The organism is Streptomyces sp. E11-3, assembly GCF_046540415.1.
GTDB lineage: Bacteria > Actinomycetota > Actinomycetes > Streptomycetales > Streptomycetaceae > Streptomyces.
In genome coordinates this window covers 1-2,832 of record NZ_JAZGRL010000076.1, presented here as the reverse complement: position 1 = coordinate 2,832, position 2,832 = coordinate 1, and the positions used below count along the sequence as shown (strand labels likewise).

Annotated in this window: 5 protein-coding genes; 3 read left to right on the top strand and 2 right to left on the bottom strand. The window is 67.7% G+C overall.

Features of this window, described 5'->3' with window-relative positions; translation table 11 throughout:
• Nucleotides 1-259 precede the first annotated feature (259 nt).
• From U9R90_RS35135 to U9R90_RS35125, 3 genes are read left to right on the top strand one after another with little or no spacing between them, the layout of a single operon-like run.
• Nucleotides 260-1,108, top strand: coding sequence for a helix-turn-helix domain-containing protein (locus U9R90_RS35135; RefSeq protein ID WP_411061465.1), 849 nt, complete (start codon nucleotides 260-262; stop codon nucleotides 1,106-1,108).
• Nucleotides 1,109-1,126: 18 nt separating this feature from the next.
• Nucleotides 1,127-1,315, top strand: coding sequence for a DUF397 domain-containing protein (locus tag U9R90_RS35130; RefSeq protein ID WP_411061463.1), 189 nt, complete (start codon nucleotides 1,127-1,129; stop codon nucleotides 1,313-1,315).
• The gene (locus U9R90_RS35125; protein ID WP_411061462.1) at nucleotides 1,308-1,577 is read left to right on the top strand and encodes a DUF397 domain-containing protein; all 270 of its coding nucleotides are present in this window, start codon (nucleotides 1,308-1,310) and stop codon (nucleotides 1,575-1,577) included. Before U9R90_RS35130 ends, U9R90_RS35125 begins: the two co-directional genes overlap by 8 nt.
• Here the strand turns inward: U9R90_RS35125 and U9R90_RS35120 are convergent.
• A complete protein-coding gene (locus U9R90_RS35120; protein WP_411061460.1) occupies nucleotides 1,574-2,227 on the bottom strand; it encodes a formylglycine-generating enzyme family protein in 654 nt (217 codons plus the stop codon). The genes U9R90_RS35125 and U9R90_RS35120 overlap by 4 nt on opposite strands.
• A gap of 104 nt (nucleotides 2,228-2,331) precedes the next feature.
• A partial coding sequence (locus U9R90_RS35115; protein WP_411061459.1) for an alpha/beta fold hydrolase occupies nucleotides 2,332-2,832 on the bottom strand: 501 nt, incomplete at its 5' end.

Below are 2,832 nucleotides of genomic sequence, written 5' to 3'. Positions count from 1 at the left end.
GCGGGGGTCGTGAGGGAGGTGGAGGGTGTAGGTCCAGGGGGCGGTTACGGTGGCGGTCATGGCGATCTCCGTTCAGGAACGGCGAGTTGGTTGGCTTGGGTATCCAGTGACCAGGTCGCTCCGTCGAGCGGGGTACTTCTGGACGGGGCCCTGAATTGAAGGTAGCGCCACGGCTTAAGTTATTAAGGTGGATCTCCGGAAGAGACGCCCCAACCACCCATGTGGGTGACATAGCGATGCCAGGGAGCACAGAGTGGCCATGAGGAGTAACCCAACGGGGCGCCAACTCCGTCTGGGGCGGGAACTGCGCAGGCTGCGCGAGAGCGCCGGACTGTCGTCAACAGAGGCCGCACAGCTCATCGGCATCAAGCAGAACCAGGTCAGCAACATGGAGGCTGGACGGATCGGCGTGAGCCCTGAACGCCTCCGCACGCTGGCCTGCCACTACGACTGCGCGGACAAGGGTCTCGTGGAGGCCCTCATCGACCTCGCCGCCGAGCGCAAGCGTGGCTGGTGGGAGGAGTACCGGGAGGTTCTGCCCGCGAAGCTGCTCGACCTGGCGGAGCTGGAGCGCTCCGGCCACGCCCTGCGCACCGCCCACACCTCGGGCATCCCTGGCCTGCTCCAGACAACTGACCACGCGCGCGAGGTGTTCCACCAGGTAGTACCGGAACTCTCGCCACGAGAGGTGGACCTCCGCACATCCTTCCGCATCAAGCGGCAGGGAGTCCTCTTCGTTCACCGTGAACCGGTCCCGTACCAGGCGGTCATCCACGAAGCGGCGCTGCACATGAGGTTCGGCGGCCGGGACGTGGCTCGGCAGCAGCTCAAGCACCTGCTCAAGCTCAGCGAGCATCCCAACGTGACCATCCTGGTCATCCCGTTTGACGCGGGCGGGTACCCCGGCGCGGGCCAGCCCATCTACTACGTACAAGGCGCGGTGCCGCAGCTCGACACCGTCCAGCTCGACCAGTCACACGGGATCGCTCTGCTGGATGCGGAAGCCCAGCTCAATAAGTACCGCAAGGTCCTCGACCGCCTGACAACCCTCAGCCTGATCGAGACAGAATCACGTGCCCTTATCCACCGAATCATCCAGACCTCTTGAGAGGTAAGCGTGTCCACCATGACCTGGCAGAAATCGTCCTACTGCGGCGAGGGCGAATCCTGCCTACACGTTGCCACCGATGCCGCTCTCACCCCGACCATCCAACTAACCGAATCAGCCGACCCCACCCAAGCCATACTCTCGACCACCCCGCACGCCTTCACCAGCCTCCTCCGAACCCTCAAGGAGACCCCCAGCCGTGGCTGACGCACCCGCGCCGATCCCCTCCGACCTCACCTGGGTGCGCGCCGCCCCCGAAGACGCCACAGGACCCGGCCCCTGGATCGAGATCGCCTTCGGCGACGACGGCACCGACAACGGCCCGGTCTACATCCGCGAGACCAGCGACCCCGACAACGTCGTCACGACGACCCAACGCAAGTGGGACGCGTTCGTACTCGGCGTACAGGCAGGCGAGTTCGACCACTTCGTGGAGGGCGTAGAGGAAGCAGAGGGCACAGACGCCTAGCCGCCGCCACCGGACCGCGCGACGCGGAACCCCACGTCATCCACCCGGAACGTCGGGTGGCTGCGGCGCCGCACGGAGGCCCGGCAGCTCCAGTGCTCGTCGAACCAGCCACCCCCGCGCAGCACCCGGTAGGTCCCGTACACCTCGGGGTCGTAGACGTCCCAGCACCACTCCCACACGTTGCCGAGCAGGTCATAGTGCCCCCACGGCGTGGGCCGCTTACCGCCCACGTCGCGGAGGCGCTCCTCCGAGTTGCCCCGATACCAGGCGACTTCGTCGAGCGCCCCGTAGCGCGGCCCGCTCGTACCGGCCCGGCAGGCGTACTCCCACTCGGCTTCGGTGGGCAGCCGATATCCATCGGCGGAGGCGTCCCACGCAACGCCCTCACCGTCATCAGCGAACTGATAGACGGGCGCGAGCCCTTCCCGCACCGACAGGGCGTTGCAGAACCGCACCGCGTCCCACCACGAGACCCCCTCGACGGGCAACCGGTCCCCCCGAGCCGCGCTCGGCCGCTGGCCGGTGACCCGCGCGTAGAACGCCTGCGTGACCGGAACCGCCCCAAGCCGACAGGCCTCTACCCCGACGTCCCAGCTCCGCTCCGTACGGCGATCCGACAACACAACCCGCCCGGCCGGAACAGTCACCATCGCGTGCGCATCCATACCGACCAGACCCTACCGACAACCGCCTCGGACGAGATCGCCAGCACGAGGAGGACGGGGATCCGTAGCCTCCCGCGGTGCGTGGTGTGTCACTGGCCGGGCGCGGGTTCGCCGGCTCCCGCTGCCCGGATGAACCTGGTGACGACGTTCGCGTAGTCCTGTGAATGGGTGACGTGCGGGATGTGACCCGCGCCCTCGAAAGTCTGGCGCTGTGCGTGCGGCAGGACCGAGGCCAACCGGTCCAAGACCGTAGAGAACCAGGTGAGACTCTCGCCGCCGCCGCTCAGCAGCACCGGCGTGGCACAGGCAGAGAGCCCGTCAAGGTCCAGTAGGGCCCAGGACGGGTCGGTCTGTTCGTCCAACCAGGTCTGGGCGTGGGTCACGAACGTCTCGCGCAGGGGCGCGGGCAGCTGGTCCCACATGCCGGGGCCCAGGGCTACCTCCTCCACGAACAGGCGTGCACCCTGCTCGTTCTCGGCCCGGCGGATGTGGGCCATCGCGGCATCGACGGAGGCCATCGTCGGCTGCAGCTGTGCCATGGACTCCGGGTCGTCGGCCACGAGCCCCGCCAGCGGTGGCTCGTGGACCAC

What these genes read in the sequence shown, in the direction of transcription:
- U9R90_RS35130 (WP_411061463.1), top strand. Translation starts at nt 1,127, where the DNA reads ATGACCTGGCAGAAATCGTCCTACTGCGGCGAGGGCGAATCCTGCCTA.
- U9R90_RS35120 (WP_411061460.1), bottom strand. Translation starts at nt 2,227, where the DNA reads ATGGTGACTGTTCCGGCCGGGCGGGTTGTGTTGTCGGATCGCCGTACG.
- U9R90_RS35135 (WP_411061465.1), top strand. Translation starts at nt 260, where the DNA reads ATGAGGAGTAACCCAACGGGGCGCCAACTCCGTCTGGGGCGGGAACTG.